The sequence below is a fragment of the Aestuariivirga sp. genome, from assembly GCF_047600585.1.
In the GTDB taxonomy this organism is placed as follows: Bacteria; Pseudomonadota; Alphaproteobacteria; order Rhizobiales; family Aestuariivirgaceae; genus Aestuariivirga.
Map to the genome: position 1 here is coordinate 3,642,192 of NZ_JASGKP010000001.1, position 19,606 is coordinate 3,661,797.

General features: G+C 65.6%; 21 protein-coding genes. 15 read left to right on the top strand and 6 right to left on the bottom strand.

Translation table 11 applies throughout. The annotated features are described in order from the left end of the window. The first annotated feature begins 1 nt into the window (after position 1). The 5 genes from hisC (at position 2) to QM801_RS17940 (ending at position 4,413) form a co-directional block, all read left to right on the top strand. On the top strand, positions 2-1,096 hold the full coding sequence (gene hisC / locus QM801_RS17920; RefSeq protein WP_415020568.1) for a histidinol-phosphate transaminase: 1,095 nt from the start codon (positions 2-4) through the stop codon (positions 1,094-1,096). Continuing rightward, positions 1,093-2,016, top strand: a complete 924-nt coding sequence (locus QM801_RS17925; protein WP_415020569.1) for a prephenate/arogenate dehydrogenase family protein — start codon at positions 1,093-1,095, stop codon at positions 2,014-2,016. Before hisC ends, QM801_RS17925 begins: the two co-directional genes overlap by 4 nt. An 11-nt stretch (positions 2,017-2,027) precedes the next feature. Next, a complete protein-coding gene (locus QM801_RS17930; RefSeq protein WP_415020570.1) occupies positions 2,028-2,555 on the top strand; it encodes a gamma-glutamylcyclotransferase in 528 nt (175 codons plus the stop codon). 167 nt (positions 2,556-2,722) lie between these two features. After that, on the top strand, positions 2,723-3,469 hold the full coding sequence (locus tag QM801_RS17935; protein ID WP_415020571.1) for an electron transfer flavoprotein subunit beta/FixA family protein: 747 nt from the start codon (positions 2,723-2,725) through the stop codon (positions 3,467-3,469). A gap of 2 nt (positions 3,470-3,471) precedes the next feature. Beyond that, the gene (locus QM801_RS17940) at positions 3,472-4,413 is read left to right on the top strand and encodes an electron transfer flavoprotein subunit alpha/FixB family protein (protein ID WP_415020572.1); all 942 of its coding nucleotides are present in this window, start codon (positions 3,472-3,474) and stop codon (positions 4,411-4,413) included. Here the strand turns inward: QM801_RS17940 and QM801_RS17945 are convergent, their stop codons facing one another. Then, the gene (locus tag QM801_RS17945; protein ID WP_415020573.1) at positions 4,414-5,592 is read right to left on the bottom strand and encodes an MFS transporter; all 1,179 of its coding nucleotides are present in this window, start codon (positions 5,590-5,592) and stop codon (positions 4,414-4,416) included. A gap of 126 nt (positions 5,593-5,718) precedes the next feature. Here QM801_RS17945 and QM801_RS17950 point away from each other — a divergent pair, with 126 nt between their 5' ends. Beyond that, positions 5,719-6,594 (top strand): 3-hydroxybutyryl-CoA dehydrogenase, encoded by an 876-nt coding sequence (locus QM801_RS17950; RefSeq protein ID WP_415020574.1) that lies wholly within the window; start codon positions 5,719-5,721, stop codon positions 6,592-6,594. A 16-nt stretch (positions 6,595-6,610) separates the two neighbouring features. On the opposite strand, the gene QM801_RS17955 is transcribed toward QM801_RS17950, so the two are convergent. Continuing rightward, positions 6,611-6,934 (bottom strand): MmcQ/YjbR family DNA-binding protein, encoded by a 324-nt coding sequence (locus QM801_RS17955; RefSeq protein WP_415020575.1) that lies wholly within the window; start codon positions 6,932-6,934, stop codon positions 6,611-6,613. Then, positions 6,931-7,563 (bottom strand): TlpA family protein disulfide reductase, encoded by a 633-nt coding sequence (locus tag QM801_RS17960; protein ID WP_415020576.1) that lies wholly within the window; start codon positions 7,561-7,563, stop codon positions 6,931-6,933. The genes QM801_RS17955 and QM801_RS17960 overlap by 4 nt, the downstream gene beginning before the upstream one ends. A 33-nt stretch (positions 7,564-7,596) precedes the next feature. On the opposite strand from QM801_RS17960, the gene argH reads away from it, so the two are divergent. Genes argH through QM801_RS17980 form a run of 4 tightly spaced genes read left to right on the top strand, consistent with a single transcriptional unit; the run spans position 7,597 to position 12,972 of the window. Beyond that, positions 7,597-9,006, top strand: coding sequence for an argininosuccinate lyase (gene argH / locus QM801_RS17965; RefSeq protein ID WP_415020577.1), 1,410 nt, complete (start codon positions 7,597-7,599; stop codon positions 9,004-9,006). A gap of 4 nt (positions 9,007-9,010) precedes the next feature. After that, entirely contained in the window at positions 9,011-9,121 is a 111-nt protein-coding gene (gene lptM, locus QM801_RS17970; protein WP_415020578.1) for an LPS translocon maturation chaperone LptM, read from the top strand. Between the two features lie 10 nt (positions 9,122-9,131). Beyond that, positions 9,132-10,400 carry a diaminopimelate decarboxylase gene (lysA, locus tag QM801_RS17975; protein WP_415020579.1) on the top strand — a complete coding sequence of 423 codons (1,269 nt, stop codon included), beginning with the start codon at positions 9,132-9,134 and terminating at the stop codon, positions 10,398-10,400. 52 nt (positions 10,401-10,452) lie between these two features. Further along, positions 10,453-12,972, top strand: coding sequence for a TIGR02302 family protein (locus tag QM801_RS17980; RefSeq protein WP_415020580.1), 2,520 nt, complete (start codon positions 10,453-10,455; stop codon positions 12,970-12,972). Positions 12,973-12,989: 17 nt separating this feature from the next. On the opposite strand, the gene hpt is transcribed toward QM801_RS17980, so the two are convergent. Beyond that, positions 12,990-13,532 carry a hypoxanthine phosphoribosyltransferase gene (hpt, locus tag QM801_RS17985; RefSeq protein WP_415020581.1) on the bottom strand — a complete coding sequence of 181 codons (543 nt, stop codon included), beginning with the start codon at positions 13,530-13,532 and terminating at the stop codon, positions 12,990-12,992. Continuing rightward, complete coding sequence (locus QM801_RS17990) at positions 13,529-14,239, bottom strand: zinc-ribbon domain-containing protein (RefSeq protein ID WP_415020582.1); 711 nt, start codon at positions 14,237-14,239, stop codon at positions 13,529-13,531. Before QM801_RS17990 ends, hpt begins: the two co-directional genes overlap by 4 nt. Before the next feature lie 92 nt (positions 14,240-14,331). On the opposite strand from QM801_RS17990, the gene ftsE reads away from it, so the two are divergent. From ftsE to QM801_RS18015, 5 genes are read left to right on the top strand one after another with little or no spacing between them, the layout of a single operon-like run. After that, entirely contained in the window at positions 14,332-14,988 is a 657-nt protein-coding gene (ftsE, locus tag QM801_RS17995) for a cell division ATP-binding protein FtsE (protein WP_415020583.1), read from the top strand. 1 nt (position 14,989) lies between these two features. Continuing rightward, positions 14,990-15,892 (top strand): cell division protein FtsX, encoded by a 903-nt coding sequence (locus QM801_RS18000; RefSeq protein ID WP_415020584.1) that lies wholly within the window; start codon positions 14,990-14,992, stop codon positions 15,890-15,892. Further along, positions 15,889-16,611, top strand: a complete 723-nt coding sequence (locus tag QM801_RS18005; RefSeq protein ID WP_415020585.1) for a lysophospholipid acyltransferase family protein — start codon at positions 15,889-15,891, stop codon at positions 16,609-16,611. Before QM801_RS18000 ends, QM801_RS18005 begins: the two co-directional genes overlap by 4 nt. Positions 16,612-16,656: 45 nt before the next feature. Beyond that, entirely contained in the window at positions 16,657-18,444 is a 1,788-nt protein-coding gene (locus tag QM801_RS18010; protein ID WP_415020586.1) for an adenosylcobalamin-dependent ribonucleoside-diphosphate reductase, read from the top strand. 56 nt (positions 18,445-18,500) lie between these two features. Continuing rightward, positions 18,501-18,971: a hypothetical protein gene (locus QM801_RS18015; protein ID WP_415020587.1), complete on the top strand. Its 471-nt coding sequence runs from the start codon at positions 18,501-18,503 to the stop codon at positions 18,969-18,971. On the opposite strand, the gene QM801_RS18020 is transcribed toward QM801_RS18015, so the two are convergent. Further along, entirely contained in the window at positions 18,916-19,602 is a 687-nt protein-coding gene (locus tag QM801_RS18020; protein WP_415020588.1) for a rhomboid family intramembrane serine protease, read from the bottom strand. The two genes, QM801_RS18015 and QM801_RS18020, sit on opposite strands and share 56 nt — an antisense overlap. Positions 19,603-19,606 lie beyond the last annotated feature (4 nt).

Below are 19,606 nucleotides of genomic sequence, written 5' to 3' on the forward strand. Positions count from 1 at the left end.
CATGACCACTGCAGCACCCGGGCGGCCGCAACCCCGCCCCGGCATCCTGGAGATCGAGGCCTATGTGCCGGGCAAGAGCTCGGCCAAGGGCACGAAGATCCACAAGCTTTCATCGAACGAGTCGCCCTTGGGCGCGAGCCCGAAGGCGATTGCCGCCTATCGTGCCACGGCCGATCATCTGGAACGCTACCCCGACGGCAGCGCCACCGCACTCCGGGCCGCGATTGCCGCGCGCTATGGCCTCGCGGCTGATCGCATCGTCTGCGGGGCAGGGTCCGATGAACTGTTGCAGCTTCTGGCGCATGCCTATCTCGGCGAGGGCGACGAGGCGGTCTACAGCCAGTACGGCTTCCTCGTGTATCCCATCGCCATCGCCTCCAACGGCGCGAAGGCGGTGGTGGCACCCGAGAGGAACCAGACCACCGACGTCGACGCGATGATCAGGGCCGTGACGCCCAGGACGCGCATGGTCTTCCTCGCCAATCCCAACAACCCGACGGGCACCTACATTCCCTTCAGCGAAGTGAAGCGCCTGCATGCGGCACTTCCCTCGCACGTGCTGCTGGTGCTCGATGCGGCCTATGCCGAGTTCGTGCGCAACAACGACTACGAGTCGGGTGTCGCGCTGGTGAGCGAGCACGAGAACGTTGTCATGACGCGGACCTTCTCGAAGATCTTCGGTCTCGCCGCCTTGCGTCTGGGCTGGCTCTATGGCCCGGCGCACGTGGTCGACGTGCTGAACCGCATCCGCGGTCCCTTCAACGTGACATCGGGGGCGATTGCCGCAGGCGTTGCCGCCATGGAAGACCAGGCTTTCGTGGAAAGCGCGATCGACCACAACGCGAAGTGGCTGCCATGGCTTGCGGCGGCACTCGCCAAGCTCGGAATCACCGTGACGCCGAGTGTCGGCAATTTCCTCCTTCTCAATTTTCCGCCGCACCGCAATGCCCATGCCGCCGATGCCTACCTGCTCGAACACGGCATCGTCGCCCGCCGCATGGATGCCTATGGCCTGCCCGGTGCGCTTCGCCTCACCGTGGGCGATGAAGAGGCGAACCATGCCGTGGTGGCCGCGCTGAAGGACTTCATGTCGTGAGCAAGCCCTTTGAAAAAGTCGCGCTCCTCGGCCTTGGCCTGATCGGCTCGTCGCTCTCGCACGCGATCCGCGCCTATGGTGGGGCCAAGACGATCAGCGGCCATGCCAAGAGCGCCGAGACGCTGAAGATCGCAGCCGAATTGAAGCTTGCCGATACGCTGCATGCCGATCCGGCGGAGGCGGTGAAGGGCGCGGACCTCATCATTCTCTGCGTGCCCGTCGGCGCCTGCGGTGCGCTCGCGGCGGCGATCAAGCATGTGGTCGAACCCGGTGCCATCATCACCGACGTAGGCTCGGTGAAGGGCGCCATCGTCCGTGACGTGGGCCCGCATGTGCCCGCCCACGCCCACTTCATTCCGGGACACCCCATCGCCGGCACCGAGCAGTCGGGTCCGCGCTCGGGCTTCGCCGAACTGTTCCAGAACCGCTGGACCATTCTCACGCCTGTCGAGGGCACGCCGCAGCCGCCCATCACCGCGCTCGAGGACTTCTGGAAGGGCTTCGGCGCCAAGGTCGAGATCATGGGCGTCGAGCATCACGACCTCGTGCTCGCCATGACCAGTCACCTCCCCCATCTCATCGCCTACAATTCGGTGGCGACGGCCGCCGACCTCGAGGAAGTGACGCAATCGGAAGTGATCAAGTTCTCGGCCGGCGGCTTCCGCGATCTCACCCGCATCGCCTCGTCAGACCCCACCATGTGGCGCGACGTCTTCCTCAACAACAAGGAAGCGGTGCTGGAAATGCTCGGCCGTTTCACCGAGGAACTTGCGGTGCTGCAGCGGGCGATCCGCTGGGGCGACGGCGAGACGCTGTTCACACTCTTTTCCCGCGCCCGCGAGATCCGCCGCGGCATCATTGCCGCCGGGCAGGATACCGCCGCCCCCAACTTCGGACGCGATCCCGCGCGGAAAGGCTGAGGCGGCAGGGAATGGCGGAGGAGGCGGCGCACTGGGTTTTCGGCTACGGCTCGCTGATGTGGAACCCGGGCTTTCCCTTCGTGCAGTCGGGTCTTGCGCGCCTTGCCGGGTTCCATCGCAAGCTCTGCGTCTATTCCTTCCACTACCGGGGACAGCCGGAAAAGCCGGGCCTCGTCTTCGGCCTCGACCGCGGCGGCTCCTGCATCGGCATGGGCTTCGGTGTCGCGGCGAAGGACTGGCCGCAGACGTGGGAGTATCTCAAGGCCCGCGAGCAGGTGACCATGGTCTACCGCGAGCTTTTCAAGGACGTCACACTGGCTGATGGCCGAAAGGTGAAGGCCCTCACCTATGTGGTGGACAGGCGGCATTCCCAATGCGCCTGCGGGCTTGGCGATGAGGAGATCGCCAAGCTGGTCCGCCAGGGGGCCGGTGTGGCCGGACTCAACACCGACTATGTCCGCAATACCCATGCCCATCTGAAGGACCTTGGCATAACCGACCCGGCGCTGGAGAGGATTGTTGCCCTGCTCGGCGACTGAGCAGCGCCCCTCACTCGGGCGCGCAGCATGGGCCTCACCGGCGCTGACCTTTTTTCACGGATAAAACGTCGCAATCAGGACACTGACGCCGTTCGCGGAATTGACTCGGGGCGGTCGCGAAACTAGGGTCCGGCCACTTTTTTCAGCCTTTCCCCATGAGGTAGACCATGAAAGTGCTCGTCGCGGTCAAGCGCGTCGTCGATTACAACGTCAAGATCCGCGTCAAGGCCGATGGTTCGGGCGTGGAACTGGCCAACGTCAAGATGTCGATGAATCCCTTCGACGAAATTGGCGTCGAGGAAGCCGTCCGCCTCAAGGAAGCGGGCAAGGCCACGGAAGTGGTGGCCGTGTCGATCGGCCCGGCGCAGGCACAGGAAACCCTGCGCACGGCGCTGGCCATGGGTGCCGACCGCGCCATCCTCGTGAAGCACGATGATTATGTTGAGCCGCTCTCGGTCGCCAAGATCCTGAAGGGTGTGGTCGAAGCCGAGAAGCCGGAGATCGTTATCCTCGGCAAGCAGGCGATCGACGACGACGCCAACCAGACCGGCCAGATGCTGGCCGCGCTCCTCGGCTGGCCGCAGGCCACCGCCACCTCGAAGCTCGAGCCCGGTGCGGGCGAAGCAACGATCACCCGCGAGATCGACGGTGGCCTCCAGACCCTCAAGGTCAAGATGCCGCTCATCGTGACGACCGACCTCCGCCTCAACCAGCCGCGCTATGCGTCGCTCCCCAACATCATGAAGGCGAAGAAGAAGCCGCTCGATGAAAAGACGCCGGCCGACTTCGGCGTCAACCCCAGCCACCGCCTCAAGGTCGTGAAAACGGAAGATCCGCCGAAGCGCCAGGCCGGTGTGAAAGTGAAATCGGTTGCCGAACTCGTCGGCAAGCTCAAGGACGCAGGAGCAATCTGATCATGGCCGTTCTTCTCATCGCCGAACACGACAACAAGAGCCTCAAGGACGCAACCCACAAGGCGCTCACCGCCGCTGCCCAGATGGGCGGCGACGTGCATGTACTGGTCGCCGGCAACAAGGCCGACGGCGCTGCCGCCGAAGCTGCCAAGCTCGCGGGCGTCAAGAAGGTGCTGCATGCCGAAAGCGCTTCGCTGGAACGCCCGGTGGCGGAACCCATGGCCGCGACCATCGTGTCGCTTGCCGGCGCCTATGACCACATCGTGGCGCCCGCCACCACCAACGGCAAGAACTACATGCCGCGCGTGGCTGCCCTCCTCGACGTGATGCAGATTTCGGACATTTCCGAAGTGAAGTCGGCCGACACCTTCGTACGCCTCATCTATGCCGGCAACGCCGTGCAGACGGTGCAGTCGACCGATGCCAAGAAGATCGTGACGGTGCGCACCGCCTCCTTCGCCGCGACGGGCACGGGCGGTTCGGCTTCGATCGACAAGGTGAACGCCGCTGCCGATCCGGGCCTCTCGTCCTACATGAGCGAGAACCTCACCAAGTCTGACCGTCCGGAACTGACCTCGGCCAAGATCGTGGTCTCGGGCGGACGCGGCATGCAGAACGGCGACAACTTCAAGATGCTCGATGCGGTCGCCAAGAAGCTCAACGCCGCCGTGGGTGCGTCGCGCGCCGCCGTCGATGCGGGCTATGTGCCGAACGACTATCAGGTGGGCCAGACCGGCAAGGTCGTCGCCCCCGATCTCTACATCGCCGTCGGCATCTCGGGCGCCATCCAGCATCTCGCCGGCATGAAGGACTCGAAGATCATCGTTGCCATCAACAAGGACGAGGAAGCGCCGATCTTCCAGGTCGCCGACTACGGACTGGTGGCCGATCTCTTTGCCGCCGTTCCCGAACTCGAAGCCGAACTCGGCAAGCTCGGCAAGTAATCAGCGCTTCGTCATCCTGGTTGCCAGGATTGACGCGAGCAAGGCTGCAACCGTCAAGGCACACGCCGTCCACGCAATGGACGGCGTGATTGCTTTCGAGACGAACCATCCGCCCAGTCCGGCACCCACCGCCTGTCCGACATAGACGATCGAGGTGTTGAGGGCGACGGTCGCCGCCGCAAGCGATGGCGCGATGGCGACGAGCCTGCTCTGCTGGAGCGAGTTGGACGAGAACGAGCCCAGCCCCCACAGCGCAACACCGATCAGCGCCACGAGATAGTGCCCGAAGCTTGCGGCGAAGATGGCAAGCCCTGCGATGAGCAGGCCCACGGCGATGGCGATCACCCGGTCGATGCCGAGGTGCGCCACGGTGCGGGCCGCGATGGCGTTGCCGATCACCCCCGCAATGCCGGAGACGGCGAAGGCAATCGCCACCTGCTCAGGGCCTGCCGCGAAGACATCGCGCATGACGGGTGCGATATAGGCGAAGACCGTCATCTGCCCGGACATGGAGAAGAGCGTCACCAGCAGCACGACGAGGAGGGCGGGCGTGGTGAAGGCGTGTTTCCAGGCGGCGGACGTGAGCGGCTGCACGAAGAGGCCGCGGGGCAGGGTGATCCACACGAGTGCCGCCGCGAGGGCGCAGGCGATTCCCATGCCCGCGAAGACGGCGCGCCAGCTGGTGAGTGCGGCGAAATAGCTGCCGAGCGGAATGCCGGCGACGCTCGCCGCAGACCAGCCGATGAAGATGAAGGCGATGGCGCCCGCCCGCCGCTGAACGGGCACGAGCAGGCCCGCGGTTGCTGCCGCCTGGGGCGTGAAGACGGCCGCCCCCAGCACGGTGAGGGCGCGCACAACCACAAGCAGCGTGAAATCGGGGGCAAGCGCCGAGGCGAGATGGCCCGCGGCATAAAGCATGAGTGACAGGGTGAGCAGCAGCCTGCGATCGATGCCGCTGGTGAACCCTGCCACCAAGGGAGCCGAGACGGCGACGACCACGCCACCCACCAGCATCAGCAGCCCGGCGGTGGCGGGCGTGATGGCAAGGTCACCGGAGATGGCATTGAGCAAACCCGCCGGCAGCAACACGCCGGTGCCGATGATGAAATTTCCGGCAAGCAGGGTCCAGAGCGTCGCGCGCGGATGCGCGGCGGGCGGAGGGGACAGGGTTTGGCTCATATGGTGTGGTCTTGTGGGGCGTGGTCTTGTGGCATGATCTCGCAGGCGCGAAAGGCGCTTGCGGTGCGCCCCTCAGCCGTTTAGGCTTCCGCCTCACTTGTGAATGGATTTGACCAAGAAACCAAGATGAAAATCAAAAAGATCGGTGTCATCGGCGCCGGGCAGATGGGGTCAGGCATCGCCCATGTCTGTGCGCTGGCCGGATTTGAAGTCGGCCTCAACGACATCACCCGTGAGCGCATCGAGGCCGGGCTCACCACCGTCAGCAACAACATCAACCGCCAGGTGAAGTCGGGCAAGGTGAGCGAAGAGGCGAAGAACGCCGCCCTCGCCCGCATCACCCCCATCGACAGCTTCGCCGGCTTCGGCGACCACGACCTCGTCATCGAATCCGCCACCGAGAACGAAGAGGTGAAGAAGAAGATCTTCGAGAACCTCTGTCCGCACGTGAAGGCGGATGCGATCCTCGGCACCAACACCTCGTCGATCTCGATCACCCGCCTTGCCGCCGTCACCGACCGTCCGGAGCGCTTCATCGGCGTCCACTTCATGAACCCGGTTCCGGTGATGGAACTCGTGGAACTGATCCGCGGCATTGCCACGGGCGACGAGACCTTCCGTGCGGTGAAGGAATTTGCCGTCTCGCTCGGCAAGACGACCGCCGTTTCGGAAGACTTCCCCGCCTTCATCGTCAACCGCATCCTGCTGCCGATGATCAACGAGGCGATCTACACGCTCTATGAAGGCGTGGCCGGCGTCGAGGCGATTGACACCGCCATGCGGCTTGGCGCGCATCATCCCATGGGGCCGTTGCAATTGGCCGACTTCATCGGCCTCGATACCTGCCTCTCGATCATGCAGGTGCTGCACGACGGGCTTTCGGACTCCAAGTATCGCCCCTGTCCGCTGCTGGTGAAGTATGTCGAGGCAGGCTGGCTTGGCCGCAAGAGCAAGCGGGGCTTCTACGACTATCGCGGCGAGAAGCCTGTGCCGACGCGCTGAGGCGCGTGCCGGGCGATCATTCTTTCTGCAGCGATTTCGGCGCCACGTTCGCCCACGCCATGCGGAGCGTGCTCCGCATCAGCGCTTCATCCGCCCTCTCCTGATCGATGAGGGTCCACCCCTTGCGGCCCCAGCCGCCGGGAATGGGCGCGATCATCTTGGGCTCTGTGGCGATGAGCATCTCCTGCTGTTCGGGCGTCAGCTTCACATAGGCGCGGCCATCCGCATTGAAGCCCGCGAAGATGTGCTTCCGCACCCGGAAGTCGGCCTTGCCGAAGTGGGAACTCTCTTCTGCTTCCGGCAGGGCAAGAGCGAGTGCACGGAAGCGGGCAGCGGTCATTTCATCAGTTCACGGATGATCGCCTTCGCCTCATCCGACGACCAGTCGGCGGGGCCGAGCAGGCGGGCTGCTTCCTTGCCGTCCCTGGTGACGAGGAGCGTGGCGGGAAGGCCCAATGCATTCACGGCGGCGAGCGCCTTGCTCTCCTGGTCGGTATAGAGCGCAAGGTTGTCGGCGCCCGTTTCCTTGAGGAAGGCGGAGGAGGCTTCCGCCCCCTTGCGGTCAAGGCTCAGGGCCACCACCTCGAAGCCCGGTCCGCCCATCTCCTTCTGGAGTTTGGCAAGGTCGGGCATTTCCTTGCGGCAGGGGGCGCACCAGGTGGCCCAGAGGTTCAGGAGCACCGTCCGGCCCTTGAAATCGGCGAGCGAAATCTCCTTCCCCTCCGCATTCCTGAAGGTAAACGGCGGGATCTCCTTGGCGGGCTCATGGACCAGAAGGGCTGCCAAAGGTCCGGTGGCGAGCGCCTTGAGCCCGGGGGTGCCCGCCGTTTCGGCCGTGGCCGCCGCCGGGGCGGGGCTTTCCACCTTGCCAGTGCTGCCATTGAACCAGTAAAGCCCAGCAGCAATGAGCAGGATCACGAGCACCAGGGGCACCGTGGCAAAGGGCTTCGTCATGTTCGAGGTACTCATGGGGTCCGGCTCGCGTGAAAACTGGGAAAAATGATGACCAAGTCCAAAGGGTCGAACGCCTCGAATAGCATGTGGGGTGGCCGCTTCGCCAGCGGGCCCGCCGCCATCATGGCCGAGATCAATGCCTCCATCGGCTTCGACAAGCGCCTCTATGGCCAGGACATCGCGGGCTCGAAGGCGCATGCCGCCATGCTTGCCGCCCAAGGCATCATTTCGAAGGCGGACGAAGCCGCAATCGCCAAGGGACTCGAACAGGTGAAGTCCGAGATCGCGGCCGGCCAGTTCTCCTTCTCGGCGGCGCTCGAGGACATCCACATGAACGTGGAGTCGCGCCTGAAGGAAGTGATCGGCGAACCGGCCGGACGCCTGCACACGGCCCGCTCGCGCAACGACCAGGTGGCGACCGACATGCGTCTCTATGTGCGCGATGTCGTCGATGCGCTCGATGCGGCCGTCACCGACCTCATGACGGCGCTTGCCGAAAAGGCCGAGGCCCATGCCGCAACGGTGATGCCGGGCTTCACCCATCTGCAGGTGGCGCAGCCCATCACCTTCGGGCACCACTGCCTCGCCTATGTGGAAATGCTCTCGCGTGACCGCGGCCGACTGCGCGATGCCCGCGCCCGCCTCAACGAGTCGCCGCTCGGAGCCGCCGCGCTCGCCGGCACGCCCTACCCGATCGACCGCAAGGCGACCGCAAAGGCGCTGGGCTTCTCCGGTCCAATGCGCAATTCCCTCGATGCGGTGTCGTCACGCGACTACGTGCTCGAAGTGCTTGCCGCCTGTTCGATCTGTGCGGTCACGCTCTCGCGCATGGCGGAGGAGATCGTGCTGTGGACGACGGCGCAGTTCCGCTTCGTCAAGCTCACCGACAAGTTCACCACCGGCTCCTCGATCATGCCGCAGAAGCGCAACCCCGATGCCGCCGAACTGGTGCGTGCCAAGCCGGGCCGCATCCTCGGCGCCTTCATGGCGCTGGCCGTTGTCATGAAGGGCCTGCCGCTCGCCTATTCCAAGGACATGCAGGAGGACAAGGAACCGGCCTTCGATGCCTTCGACGCGCTGGCGCTGGCCCTTGCCGCCATGGCGGGCATGGTGCGCGACCTCGAACCCGATGCCGCCGCCATGCGGGCTGCGGCGATGACCGGCTATTCCACCGCCACCGACCTCGCCGACTGGCTGGTGCGGACCCTCAAGATGCCGTTCCGCGAAGCCCACCACGTGACGGGGCGGATCGTGGCGCTGGCCGAGAAGAAGGGTGTCCGCCTCGATGAGCTGGCGCTGGCCGACCTGCAGTCGGTGGAGGCGCGGATCAGCCGCGATGTCTTCAAGGTTCTCACCGTCGAGGCCTCGGTCGCGAGCCGCACGAGCTTCGGCGGCACTGCCCCTCGCAACGTCCGCAAAGCTGCTGTACAGTGGCTGAAACAAGTGAAGGACCGCTAAGGCCATGATCACCGTGCTCAAACAGGTGCTTGCCGCCCTCCTGATTGCCTCGTCGCTCGCGGCCTGCGGCGTGCGCGGCGATCCGGAAGCACCGCCCAGCTCATCCCAGCAGTAAGTTCTCTCCGATGCATCATTTCGCCTACCGTAACGGCTTCCTCCATGCCGAGGACGTGGACCTCCGCGTCATTGCCGAGGAGGTGGGAACGCCCTTCTACTGCTACTCCACCGCCACGCTGGAGCGGCACTATCAGGTCATGGACAAGGCCTTCGAAGGCACCGACCACATGATCTGCTACGCCATGAAGGCGAACTCCAACCAGGCCGTGATCAAGACCATGGCGGCGATGGGCGCCGGGATGGACGTGGTGAGCGAAGGAGAATTGCGCCGTGCGCTCGCGGCCGGGGTTCCCGCCCGCAAGATCGTCTTCTCGGGCGTTGCCAAGACGGCGCGCGAAATGGCGCTGGCGCTCAAGGAAGGCATCGCCTGCTTCAACGTCGAATCCGAACCGGAACTGGAACTGCTCTCCACCGTGGCGACGCGGGTGGGGCAGCGCGCCAGCGTTTCGATCCGCGTCAATCCGGATGTGGACGCCAAGACCCACGCCAAGATCACGACAGGCAAGGCCGACAACAAGTTCGGCATTCCCTATCTCCGCGCCTCCAAGGTCTATGCCCGCGCGGCAAGCCTGCCCTCGATCGACGTCTCCGGCATCGATATGCACATCGGCAGCCAGATCACCGAGCTTGCGCCCTTCGAGAAGGCCTACACGCTGATGGCCGAACTCGCCCGCAAGCTGCTGGGCGAGGGACATTCGATCCGCCATCTCGATCTGGGCGGCGGCCTGGGGGTGCCCTACCGCGGCGACAACGACATTCCTCCGCACCCGGATGAATATGGTGCCATGTGCAAGCGCGTGCTGGGGCCCTTGGGCCTCAAGCTGGTGCTGGAGCCCGGCCGCATGTTCGTCGGCAACGCCGGCATCCTCGTCACCCGCGTCATCTACCGCAAGGACACCGAGGCGCGGAGCTTCGTCATCCAGGACGGCGCCATGAACGATCTCATCCGCCCGACGCTGTACGATGCCCATCACGACATCATTCCGGTGGAGAAGGCCAAGGCCGATGGCGAGCATGTGGAGGCCGATGTGGTGGGCGGCATTTGCGAGTCGGGCGATTTCTTCGCCCGCCAGCGGCGTCTCCCCGCCTTCGATGCGGGCGACCTGATGGCGATCATGACGGCAGGCGCCTATGGCGCGGTGCAGGCCGGCACCTACAATTCGCGGCCCTTGGTGCCCGAGGTTCTGGTCAAGGGCGACCGTTTCGCAGTGATCCGTCCGCGCCAGAGTTACGAAGAGCTGATAGGCCTCGACCGCCTCGCGGCGTGGCAGGAATGATCACCTTCTGTTGAGACATTCTTTCGCCCTTCTGTGCTAATAGGCGGAACCCATGACAGACGCCCGCCCGACCCGTCTTTCCCGCAAGGTTGCCCTGCAGCAGATCGCCATGCTCTGGGAGCGTGTGTGGGCGGCCCTGAACGGCCCGATCCTGTCGGCGGGTCTTGCCGTTGCGGTGGTGGCCTCGGGCCTTCTGGCGAGCCTGCCGGTCATTCCCCGCCTCGTCCTCGCCGGGCTTCTGGGGGCCGGATTCCTGTTTTCCCTCCGGGGCTTGTTCCGCCTGGTCTGGCCGCGTCGGCTGGAGGCCATGCGCCGCATGGAGCGGGCTTCGGCGGTCGGTCACCGGCCGCTCTCGGCGGCGAGTGACACGCTCGCCCCTGAAATCCTCGATCCCCTGAGCGATGCCGTCTGGGAAGAGCACCAGCGCCGCCAGCTCCTTGCCCTCGACAAGATCAGGCTTTCGCCGCCCCGCTCGACCTGGGCCAAATTCGATCCCATGGCGCTCCGTGTGCCCGTGCTGCTGCTCGCGGCGGTTGCCCTGATCCTCGGGCCGGGCTCGCTCACCTCGAACATCCGCGATGCAGCGCAGGTGGCGCCCGCCGCCGCCCCCGTTCCGCTCACCCTCGATGCCTGGCTGAAGCCGCCGGGCTACACGGGGAAGCCGCCGCTTCTCCTCTCCGCACCCTCCATGCAGGAGCGCCTCGCCAGTGCCGACGGCCTTGCCGTGCCGGACCAGTCGCTCTTCACGCTCCGCGTCTCGGGCGCCAAGGAGCCGAAGCTGCAGCTTCTCGACAGCACCGGGAAACCGCTCGCTGATGCTACGCCGCGGATCTCGGCCCCGGCGGCTGGTGTGCTCGCGGCGGAGTACAAGCTCACCCGTCCGGTCACCATCGTGGTGCGCGACGGTGACAAGGAACTGGCGCAATATCCCCTCGCAGTCATTCCCGATGCGCCGCCCACCATCGCACTCACCAAGCCGCCCGAGCCCGACCTCGGCGGCACGCTGGTGACGGAGTGGCTCGCCAAGGATGATTACGGTGTGGCCTCTGTGGCAGGCACCATCGAGCTTGCCGACGAACAGGATGGCGGCATCGGCTTCGAGAGCAACGGCGTCTTCCTCTTCGATCCGCCCCAGCTCAAGTTCACCCTGCGCCGCCCCAACGCCCGCGAAGAGCAGGGCAAGACGACGCATGATCTCGCTTCGCATCCGTGGGCGGGGCTGCGCGTCAATCTCACCCTCACCGCCAAGGATGGTGCAGGCCAGGAAGGGCAGAGCCCGGTTGTCTCCTTCAAGCTGCCGGAGCGGCAGTTCGTGAAGCCCATGGCGCAGGCGATCATTGAGCAGCGCAAGCAGCTCATCATGTATCCCGAGAAGGTGCAGGAGATCGGCGAGGCACTCGACACGCTGATGCTCTATCCCGATGGCCTCATCGAGCGGAGCGGCGATGTGCTCGCGGTCTCCATGCTGGCCTCGCGACTTCGCAATGCCTCGGGCTATGACGACGTGAAGTATGTGGTGCAGGGCCTGTGGGATGTGGCCGTCGCCATCGACGAGGGATCGCTGCAGGATGCCAAGAGCGAATTGCAGGCGCTGAAGAAGGAGCTGGAGAAGGCCCTTCAGGATGGTGCGCCCAAGGAGCGCATCACCGAACTCATGAACAAGATGCGCGACGCCATGGACCGCTACATGGAGGCGATGCGCAAGGAAGCCGAGCGCCGCATGCGCGACGGCACGCTGCAGCGCCCGCCCCCCGGCCAGCAGGGCCGCAGCATGACCCAGCAGGACCTGCAGAAGATGCTCGATGCGCTGGAGAACATGGCCAAGAACGGCTCGCGCGAAATGGCCGAGCAGCTTCTCAATCAACTCGACCGCATGCTCCAGAACATGCAGCCCGGCATGAGCGATCAGGCCCAGGGCGATGACGGCATGAACGAGATGATGGATCAGCTCAACGACATGATGAAGAAGCAGCAGGGGCTGATGGACGACACCATGCGCCAGCCGGGCGAAGGCCAGGAGGGCGACCAGGGCCAGATGGGCCAGCAGGGTGAGCAGGGCGAGGAAGGCAATCGCGGACGCCAGCCGGGGAACGGCATGGGCGGCCTTGCCGACCGCCAGCAGAGCCTGCAGCAGATGCTCGATGGCCTGATGGGCAAGGGCCTCGGCCAGCTTCCGGGTGAACTGGGCGACGCCGGCCGCTCCATGAAGAACGCCGAGGACGCGCTCCGCAACAACGACCGTGACGGCGCGCTCCGTGAACAGGGCGAAGCGCTCGACAAGCTCCGCAAGGGGGCGGGCAAGCTGGCTCAACAGATGCGTGAGAACGGCCAGGGCCAGGCCGAGAGCGATGCCCGCGACGGCGAGGGCCGTGGCGGGCGGGACGATCCGCTGGGCCGCCCGCGTGCCACCCGCAATCCCGATGACGGGCCCGACCAGGACATCCTGCCCAACGAGCAGGCGATGAAGCGGGCCCGCGAGATCCTCGAGACGCTACGCGCCAAGTCGAACGAGCAGGGCCTCACCGACAGCGAGCGTGGCTACATCGAACGGTTGCTGCGCGGCCTCTACTGATCCGTTGCCGGATCAGGTCATTTCACCACGTGACCGACGAAGGGCAGTTCGCGGAACTGGTGCGCCATGTCCATGCCGTAGCCCACGACGAAAAGATCGGGGCAGTTGAAGCCGGCGAAGTCGGCGCCGATGTTGGCGGCAAGGTGGCCCGGCTTGTTGAGAAGCACGCAGCTCATCACGTTGCGCGCGCCGCGTGCCGAGAGCAGGTCCTTCGCGAAGGCGAGGGTCCGGCCCGATTCCAGAATGTCGTCGACCAGCAGCACGTCGCGGTCCTGCACGAGGGATTCGATGTCGCGCAGCACGTCGACCTTGCCGGAGGAGCGGGTGCCCTCGCGGTAGCTGGCGAGGATCATGAAATCCACCTCGGGCGAAAGCCCTGCGTGGTGCATGGCGCGGATCAGGTCGGCGGCGAAGATGAAGCTGCCCTTGAGCACCGGCACGACGAGGAGGCGGTGCGGCTTGCGGGCGGCGATATCGCCGGCCAGTTCATTGATGCGGGCGCGGATATCGGATTCGGAGAAAAGGACATCGATGCGATGCCCGTCGATCGTAAGGCTCATGATCCGCCATTTGAGCCGATTTCATCTGCCTTTGCAAAACGGATTTTGAGGTGTGTGGATGTCTCGGGCGGGGCCTGCACCCGGGTGGTGAAGCCGGTCGATTCGCCGGCGCGCAGGGGGCGGGAGGAGGTGTCCAGCGTCCAGCTGTAAAGCTCCTTGCCGCTGTCGTCCTCAAGCGCGAAGCGGAGCCAGGGCAGCTTGCGGGCATCGTCGCTGACATTGACGATATCGCCCTTGATGGAGAGCACGCGGGTGCCGTTGACGATGGCGTGCTGGCGCTCGATGCGGCGGAGTTCGAGGCCGTAGATGTTCACGTCGAAGCCGAGCTTCTGGTAGGCCTTGATGGTGACGGGGGCGGCGGCGACCACTTGTTCGGGGAACATGAGGGCGGCGGTGATGGGAGCGAAGAAGAAGACGGCATAGGCTGCCCAGTTGCGGAGGCTGCGCTGGCGTTTGGCGCGCGCCTCGCGGAAATGGCGCTCGGCCTCGCGGGCGATCTCGGCGAGGCGGCGGGCCTCAAGCTCCGGCATGTCGCCGTTGTCGATCACGCGCGGCACGTTGCGCGAGGGCACTTCCACCACGTCGATCGTCTCCACCTCGGTCCAGTGATGGCCGCAGGTCTTGCAGGAGATCGCGACCGATCCGCCGGAGAGGCGGGCCTCCGGCATGACGTGGCGGGTGGAACAGTGGGGGCAGTGGACGATCATCGTTTCGGCATGGTTTCGGCAAGTTTTGAGGCTCAGATATCCTGTGTTTACGGTTAACGCGCGGTTAAGCAGCGGACTGGCAAAAGAACCCCATGCTGGAGTTGGACAACGTAGGCTTCCGATATGGCCGCGGGCAGGAAATCCTGCGCGAGGTCAGCTTCCGGCTGCAGCGGGGCGCCTTCGCCTTCCTCACCGGGCCTTCGGGGGCGGGCAAGACGACGCTGCTCCGTCTCCTCTTTCTGGCGCTTAGGCCCACGGCGGGGCGCATCCATCTCTTCGGACAGGACGTGACCCGTCTGCCGCGGCCTGCCCTGCCGCCCGTCCGCCGCCGGGTGGGCGTGGTCTTCCAGGAGTTCCGCCTGCTCGACCATCTCACCACCTTCGACAATGTGGCGCTGCCCTTGCGGGTGCAGGGGCAGGGGCCGTCGGACTATTCCCGCGACGTCATGGACCTGCTCGACTGGGTGGGCCTCAAGAAGCAGGCTTACGCCTATCCGCCGGTGCTTTCGGGCGGCGAGAAGCAGCGCGCCGCCATCGCGCGGGCCGTCATCGCCAAGCCCGAGCTGCTACTGGCCGACGAGCCCACCGGCAACGTCGATCCGGTGCTGGCGCGCCGCCTCATCCATCTCTTCGCCGAGCTGAACCGGCTGGGCACCACCGTTCTTCTTGCCACCCATGACCAGGGCCTGTTCAAGCAGGTGCGCGCCCCCGTGCTGCACCTGCAGGACGGCACCCTGAGGACGCTCTGACATGGCCGAGCGCAGACCAGGTCCGGTGATCCCGAAGGAGGCGGCCAGCCTCCGCACCATGACCGCCACCATGGCGGTGATGTGCTACCTCGCCTGCCTGGCGATCGGCGCGCTCATCCTCATCGACCGGGCGGTCGACAACTGGGCCCGCGGCCTCTCCCAGGAGGTGACCGTGCAGGTGCGCGAGATCGAGGCCCGCGACATCGACGCCGACGTGAGCGCGGTGATCTCGCTCCTCAAGCAGACGCCCGGCGTGACCGGGGCCGAAGACATCGGCCGCAAGGCGGCGGAGAAATTGCTGGAACCATGGCTGGGCTCGGAAGGCCTCGATGCGCTGCCGGTGCCGCGCATCATCCGTGTGGGCGTCGATCCGGTGAAGCCGCCCGATTTCGAAACCCTCGCCGCCGACCTGACGGCGCTCTCGCCGGGGGTAAGCCTCGACACCCACCGCCGCTGGGAAGACGAACTCACGCGCATGGCGGGCACGCTCACCGCATTGTCGGTCCTGATCCTTCTCCTGATCAGCGGCTCGGCGGTGGCCATGGTGATCTTCGCCACCCGCGCCGTGCTCGATGCCAACCGCCAGACGGTGGACGTGCTGCATCTCGTGGGTGCCGAGGATGCCTATATCGCGCGGGCCATCAACCGGCGCTTCCTTGCCACGGGGCTGTGGGCAGGCGGGCTTGGGGTGCTGCTGGCGCTCCTCAGCTTCTTCATTCTCGGCAATGCCGGGCTGCCGCAGGCCGACGGCCTCGCCTCCGCCACGCGCTCGCTCTTCTACCTGCCGGGGGCGCGGGTGTGGGTGGTGCCTGTGGCGCTGCTCGCGGTGCCCATCGTCGCCACCTTGCTTGCGCTCGTCACCTCGCGCATTACACTGCTCAGGATGCTGAGAACCCTGCCATGACCGCGGTCCGGTCACTTGTCTTCAATGTCGTCTTCTATGTGAACCTCGTGCTCTTCCTGGTGCTGGGATCGTGGCTCTTCGTCTGTCCGCGCATCTGGGCGATCCGGGGCCTGCAGCTCTGGGCAAAGACTTCGGTGTGGCTGCTGCGGGTGATCGCGGGAACGAAGATGGAGGTGCGGGGCGCGGAACATCTTCCAGCGGGGGGCGCCCTCATCGCAGGCAAGCATCAATCCTTCTGGGAGACCTTCGCCATCCTGCCGTTGCTGCCTGACCCCTGCATGGTGCTGAAGCGCGAGCTGACATTGATCCCGCTCTTCGGCTGGTTCGCGCTCAAGTTCCGGATGATTTCGGTCGAGCGTTCGGCGGGCACGGCGGCGCTGAAGAAGCTCGTTGCGCGGGCGAAAGAAGAAGTGGCGCGGGGCCGCCAGGTGGTGATCATGCCCGAGGGCACGCGCAAGGCGCCCGATGATCCGCCCGACTACAAGCCGGGGGCGGCGGCCCTCTATGGCGCGCTCGACGTGCCCTGCGTGCCGTTCGGCCTCAATGCCGGGGTGTTCTGGCCGAGGCGGAAGTTCCTGCGGCTTCCCGGCACCATCATCATCGAGTTCCTGCCGCCCATTCCGCCCGGCCTGCCGCGGAAGCAGTTCCAGGCGGAACTGGAACAGAAGATCGAAACCTCCACCCGGGCGCTGGTGGCGGAGGCAAGGAAACAAAACTAGAACATTTTCTGGACTCGGCCGCCACGGCACCATACATTGTGGATCATGCTGCAGCGCCTGCCAGATCATGACGTGGCCGCCGACATCTGGTCACTGAAGTACCGCCATGAGGGCGAGACCCGCATTGCCGACAGCTTTGCCCGGGTGGCGAAGGCCGTGGCGGCGGCGGAGCCCGGGGCCGTGCGCGATGCTTGGGAGAGCCGCTTCCTCGCCCGGATGAACGACTTCGCCTTCCTTCCCGCAGGCCGCATCCTGGCGGGGGCCGGCAGCGCCCGCGAAGTGACGCTCTTCAACTGCTTCGTGATGGGCGAGATCAGCGATTCCATTCCCGGCATTTTCGACGGATTGAAGCAGGCGGCGCAGACCCTGCAGCAGGGCGGCGGCATCGGCCACGACTTTTCGACGCTGCGGCCCAAGGGCGCGATCGTCCGTGGTGTGGGGGCGGATGCCTCGGGGCCGCTCTCCTTCATGGATGTGTGGGATGCCATGTGCCGCACCATCATGTCGGCGGGCGCGCGGCGCGGCGCCATGATGGGCACGCTCCGCTGCGACCATCCCGACATCGAAGACTTCATCGAGGCGAAGCGCGATCCGCGCCGCCTGCGCAACTTCAATCTCTCGGTGCTGGTGACCGATGCCTTCATGAAGGCTGTTGCGGACGATGCGGACTGGCCGCTCGTCTTCGCCGGCGAAACCGTCCGTACACTGAAGGCCCGCGGCCTGTGGGACCGGATCATGCGCGCCACCTATGACGTGGCCGAGCCCGGCGTGATCTTCATTGACCGCATCAACCGCCTCAATCCGCTCGCCTATTGCGAGACGATCTCCTGCACCAATCCGTGCGGCGAGCAGCCGCTGCCGCCCTATGGCGCATGCCTCCTGGGCTCGCTCAATCTCACGCGCTTCGTGGAAGGCGCCTTCGGTGCGAATGCGCACCTCGATCTCGACAAGCTGAAGGCAGCGGTGCAGACGGCCATCCGCTTCCTCGACAATGTCGTCGATGTCTCGAACTATCCGCTGCCGCAACAGCGGGCCGAAGCGCTCAACAAGCGGCGGCTGGGCCTCGGCGTCACCGGCCTCGCGGATGCGCTCTTCATGTGCGGCCTCCGCTATGGTGCGCCTGATGCGGTTGGCGCCACCGGCACGTGGATGAAGGCGATCAAGGATGCGGCCGTGGAAGCGAGTGCGGCACTCGCCGAGGAGAAGGGCGCCTTCCCGCTCTTCGACAAGGAGGCCTATCTCGCAACACCGTACGGCCGTTCGCTCTCGCCCGCCCAACGCGATCTCATTGCGCGGAAGGGATTGCGGAACGGGCTCCTCACCTCCATTGCGCCTACGGGCACGATCTCGCTCATTGCCGGCAATGTCTCGAGCGGGGTGGAGCCGATCTTCTCGCTCTCCTATGACCGGCGCATCCTCGAGGCCGACGGCTCGCACCGCACGATCCGCATGGAAGACCATGCCTGGCGGCTGTGGCGTGAAACAAAGGGTGAAGCGCCGCGGCCCGCAGCCCTCGTCACCGCCAATGACCTGACACCGGCCGAACACCTCGCCATGCAGGCGGCGGCCCAGGCGCACGTGGACAGTTCGATCTCCAAGACCATCAACGTGCCGGAGGACCTGCCGTTTGCGGATTTCCGAAGCGTTTATGAGGAGGCCTACCGTCTCGGCCTCAAGGGCTGCACCACATTCCGGCCCAATGCGGTGACGGGCTCGATCCTCTCCGCCCGCACGGAGGAGGACAAGTCGTGCCCCTCCTGCGGCAGCTTCGACATGACGGCGCGGGAAGGCTGCACCACCTGCCTCAGCTGCGGCTTCGCCGTCTGCGGGTAACGCCAGACCGGACGGACCTCTTGACGGAACCGTTCGAATGTTCTACTTTTGTTCTCATGCTGATTCACGGTTCACCCATCTCTGCCGAACTTCCGTCCGACCCCGGTCTGCAGGACCGCTTCTGGTACTGGCACGGGGCCTCGGGACGGAAATACATCCACTCCGTCTATGAGCCGGACTGCTGTCCGCCGCTGCCGGGCGCCATCTACGTGGCGGTGAGGCGCAAGGGAAAGATGCGGATCGCCATGGCGGTCGGGCGCTTCACGCAATTCTGGGACGGCGTGCTGATGAGCAGCGAGGCGGCCCATGTGGCGCGGCTCGGGATCGACGAGATCCACGTCCATCTCCTCGCCAAGACGGCGATCGATGCCGAGGATGTGCTTGCCGATCTCCGCGATGCCATGCTCTCGGACGACGAGGCCTGCGTGCCGCAGCCGGAGGTTCAGCGGAGCGAGGTGGCGATCCCCGCCTTCATGTCCGCACCAGCAGGCGCGAGCGCAGCACCATGGTCAGCAGCAGCCCTGTGAGGAAGCCGCCGATGTGGGCCCACCAGGCCACCATCTGACCCTCCACGACGGGCGTGAAGACGCCGAGGATCTGCAGCAGGAACCACAGTCCGAGCACGATGATCGCCGGAATGCGGAAGGGAATAGGCAGGTAGAAGAAGACCCAGAGCCGTGCCCGCGGGAAGAGCAGCACATAGGCGCCGAGCACCCCTGAGACCGCGCCCGAGGCGCCGATCACCGGCAGCTGGCTCGTCGGCAGCATGATGGCATGGATCAGCCCCGCCGAGATGCCGCAGAGCAGATAGAAGATCAGGAAGCCCAGGTGCCCGAAGGCATCCTCGATGTTGTCGGCAAAGACCCAGAGGAAGGCCATGTTGAAGAGAAGGTGCAGCCAGCCGCCGTGCAGGAACATGTAGGTGATCAGGGTGACCGGCTCCGGCACCGGCTCGAGCGAGAGCGGCACATGCATGGCGGGGCTGAAGAGTTCGACCGGCACCACGCCCCACGACGCGGCGATGGCGGAGGAGAACTCCGGCTTGGCGACCGCACCCGTGACGAGAAAGATGATGATGTTGGCGGCGACGATCCCGGCCACCACGCCCTGAAAGCGGATCACCTGCAACGGGTTGTCGTCTTTGAGGGGCACCAGCATCAGC

Bases quoted from the DNA above. Each gene is read 5' to 3' on its own strand.
- hisC (WP_415020568.1), top strand. From the start codon at position 2: ATGACCACTGCAGCACCCGGGCGGCCGCAACCCCGCCCCGGCATCCTG.
- QM801_RS17930 (WP_415020570.1), top strand. From the start codon at position 2,028: ATGGCGGAGGAGGCGGCGCACTGGGTTTTCGGCTACGGCTCGCTGATG.
- QM801_RS17935 (WP_415020571.1), top strand. From the start codon at position 2,723: ATGAAAGTGCTCGTCGCGGTCAAGCGCGTCGTCGATTACAACGTCAAG.
- QM801_RS17940 (WP_415020572.1), top strand. From the start codon at position 3,472: ATGGCCGTTCTTCTCATCGCCGAACACGACAACAAGAGCCTCAAGGAC.
- QM801_RS17945 (WP_415020573.1), bottom strand. From the start codon at position 5,592: ATGAGCCAAACCCTGTCCCCTCCGCCCGCCGCGCATCCGCGCGCGACG.
- QM801_RS17950 (WP_415020574.1), top strand. From the start codon at position 5,719: ATGAAAATCAAAAAGATCGGTGTCATCGGCGCCGGGCAGATGGGGTCA.
- QM801_RS17955 (WP_415020575.1), bottom strand. From the start codon at position 6,934: ATGACCGCTGCCCGCTTCCGTGCACTCGCTCTTGCCCTGCCGGAAGCA.
- QM801_RS17960 (WP_415020576.1), bottom strand. From the start codon at position 7,563: ATGAGTACCTCGAACATGACGAAGCCCTTTGCCACGGTGCCCCTGGTG.
- argH (WP_415020577.1), top strand. From the start codon at position 7,597: ATGACCAAGTCCAAAGGGTCGAACGCCTCGAATAGCATGTGGGGTGGC.
- lptM (WP_415020578.1), top strand. From the start codon at position 9,011: ATGATCACCGTGCTCAAACAGGTGCTTGCCGCCCTCCTGATTGCCTCG.
- lysA (WP_415020579.1), top strand. From the start codon at position 9,132: ATGCATCATTTCGCCTACCGTAACGGCTTCCTCCATGCCGAGGACGTG.
- QM801_RS17980 (WP_415020580.1), top strand. From the start codon at position 10,453: ATGACAGACGCCCGCCCGACCCGTCTTTCCCGCAAGGTTGCCCTGCAG.
- hpt (WP_415020581.1), bottom strand. From the start codon at position 13,532: ATGAGCCTTACGATCGACGGGCATCGCATCGATGTCCTTTTCTCCGAA.
- QM801_RS17990 (WP_415020582.1), bottom strand. From the start codon at position 14,239: ATGATCGTCCACTGCCCCCACTGTTCCACCCGCCACGTCATGCCGGAG.
- ftsE (WP_415020583.1), top strand. From the start codon at position 14,332: ATGCTGGAGTTGGACAACGTAGGCTTCCGATATGGCCGCGGGCAGGAA.
- QM801_RS18000 (WP_415020584.1), top strand. From the start codon at position 14,990: ATGGCCGAGCGCAGACCAGGTCCGGTGATCCCGAAGGAGGCGGCCAGC.
- QM801_RS18005 (WP_415020585.1), top strand. From the start codon at position 15,889: ATGACCGCGGTCCGGTCACTTGTCTTCAATGTCGTCTTCTATGTGAAC.
- QM801_RS18010 (WP_415020586.1), top strand. From the start codon at position 16,657: ATGCTGCAGCGCCTGCCAGATCATGACGTGGCCGCCGACATCTGGTCA.
- QM801_RS18015 (WP_415020587.1), top strand. From the start codon at position 18,501: ATGCTGATTCACGGTTCACCCATCTCTGCCGAACTTCCGTCCGACCCC.
- QM801_RS18020 (WP_415020588.1), bottom strand. From the start codon at position 19,602: ATGCTGGTGCCCCTCAAAGACGACAACCCGTTGCAGGTGATCCGCTTT.